Below are 2,032 nucleotides of genomic sequence, written 5' to 3' on the forward strand. Positions count from 1 at the left end.
AGCGGCTTGCTTGTGCGACTCCCAAGTAGCACGGGGCCCGAGAAATCCCGTGTGAATCTGGCGGGACCACCCGCTAAGCCTAAATATTCCCTGGTGACCGATAGCGGATAGTACCGTGAGGGAATGGTGAAAAGTACCGCGGGAGCGGAGTGAAATAGTACCTGAAACCGTGTGCCTACAAGCCGTGGGAGCGTCGGATGCACTTGTGCATCTCGTGACTGCGTGCCTTTTGAAGAATGAGCCTGCGAGTTTGCGGTGTGTGGCGAGGTTAACCCGTGTGGGGTAGCCGTAGCGAAAGCGAGTCCGAATAGGGCGATTTTAGTCGCGCGCCCAAGACCCGAAGCGGAGTGATCTAGCCATGGGCAGGTTGAAGCGTGGGTAAGACCGCGTGGAGGACCGAACCCACCAGGGTTGAAAACCTGGGGGATGACCTGTGGTTAGGGGTGAAAGGCCAATCAAACTCCGTGATAGCTGGTTCTCCCCGAAATGCATTTAGGTGCAGCGTCGTGTGTTTCTTGCCGGAGGTAGAGCACTGGATAGGCGATGGGCCCTACCGGGTTACTGACCTTAGCCAAACTCCGAATGCCGGTAAGTGAGAGCGCGGCAGTGAGACTGCGGGGGATAAGCTCCGTGGTCGAGAGGGAAACAGCCCAGAGCATCGACTAAGGCCCCTAAGCGTACGCTAAGTGGGAAAGGATGTGGAGTCGCACAGACAACCAGGAGGTTGGCTTAGAAGCAGCCACCCTTGAAAGAGTGCGTAATAGCTCACTGGTCAAGTGATTCCGCGCCGACAATGTAGCGGGGCTCAAGCGTACCGCCGAAGTCGTGTCATTGCAGCAATACTCCCAACGGAGGCTGTGATGGGTAGGGGAGCGTCGTGTGCCGGGTGAAGCGGCCCTGTAAGGGAGTCGTGGACGGTTCACGAGTGAGAATGCAGGCATGAGTAGCGATACAAGAGTGGGAAACTCTTGCGCCGATTGACTAAGGGTTCCTGGGTCAAGCTGATCTGCCCAGGGTAAGTCGGGACCTAAGGCGAGGCCGACAGGCGTAGTCGATGGACAACCGGTTGATATTCCGGTACCCGCTTTGAAGCGCCAGCGCTGAACCCTCTGATGCTAAGCCCGTGAAGCCGCCGGCTGATTCTTCGGATGATGTCGGAGTGGTGGAGCCGGTGACCCGAGGTGGTAGTAGGTGAGCGATGGGGTGACGCAGGAAGGTAGTCCAGCCCGGGCGGTGGTTGTCCCGGGGTAAGGGTGTAGGCCGAGTGGTAGGCAAATCCGCCACTCATGGGGCTGAGACCTGATGCCGAGCCGATTGTGGTGAAGTGGATGATCCTATGCTGTCGAGAAAAGCCTCTAGCGAGTTTCATGGCGGCCCGTACCCTAAACCGACTCAGGTGGTCAGGTAGAGAATACCGAGGCGTTCGGGTGAACTGTGGTTAAGGAACTCGGCAAAATGCCCCCGTAACTTCGGGAGAAGGGGGGCCATTGCTGGTGAGGGGACGTGCTCCCTGAGCTGGTGGTGGCCGCAGAGACCAGCGAGAAGCGACTGTTTACTAAAAACACAGGTCCGTGCGAAGCCGTAAGGCGATGTATACGGACTGACGCCTGCCCGGTGCTGGAACGTTAAGGGGACCGGTTAGCTCTGATTCGTCGGGGCGAAGCTGAGAACTTAAGCGCCAGTAAACGGCGGTGGTAACTATAACCATCCTAAGGTAGCGAAATTCCTTGTCGGGTAAGTTCCGACCTGCACGAATGGCGTAACGACTTCTCGACTGTCTCAACCACAGGCCCGGTGAAATTGCACTACGAGTAAAGATGCTCGTTTCGCGCAGCAGGACGGAAAGACCCCGGGACCTTTACTACAGCTTGATATTGGTGTTCGGTTCGGCTTGTGTAGGATAGGTGGGAGACTGTGAAGCTCAAGCGCCAGCTTGGGTGGAGTCATCGTTGAAATACCACTCTGGTCGTGCTGGATGTCTAACCTCGGTCCGTGATCCGGATCAGGGACAGTGTCTGGTGGGTAGTTTAAC

Annotated in this window: 1 rRNA gene; it reads left to right on the forward strand. The window is 57.1% G+C overall.

The features are described from left to right. A 23S ribosomal RNA gene (locus ACIP98_RS42340) occupies window positions 1-2,032 on the forward strand; the annotation flags it as partial.

Origin of the sequence: Streptomyces sp. NPDC088354 (assembly GCF_044753585.1) — a bacterium.
Lineage (GTDB): Bacteria > Actinomycetota > Actinomycetes > Streptomycetales > Streptomycetaceae > Actinacidiphila.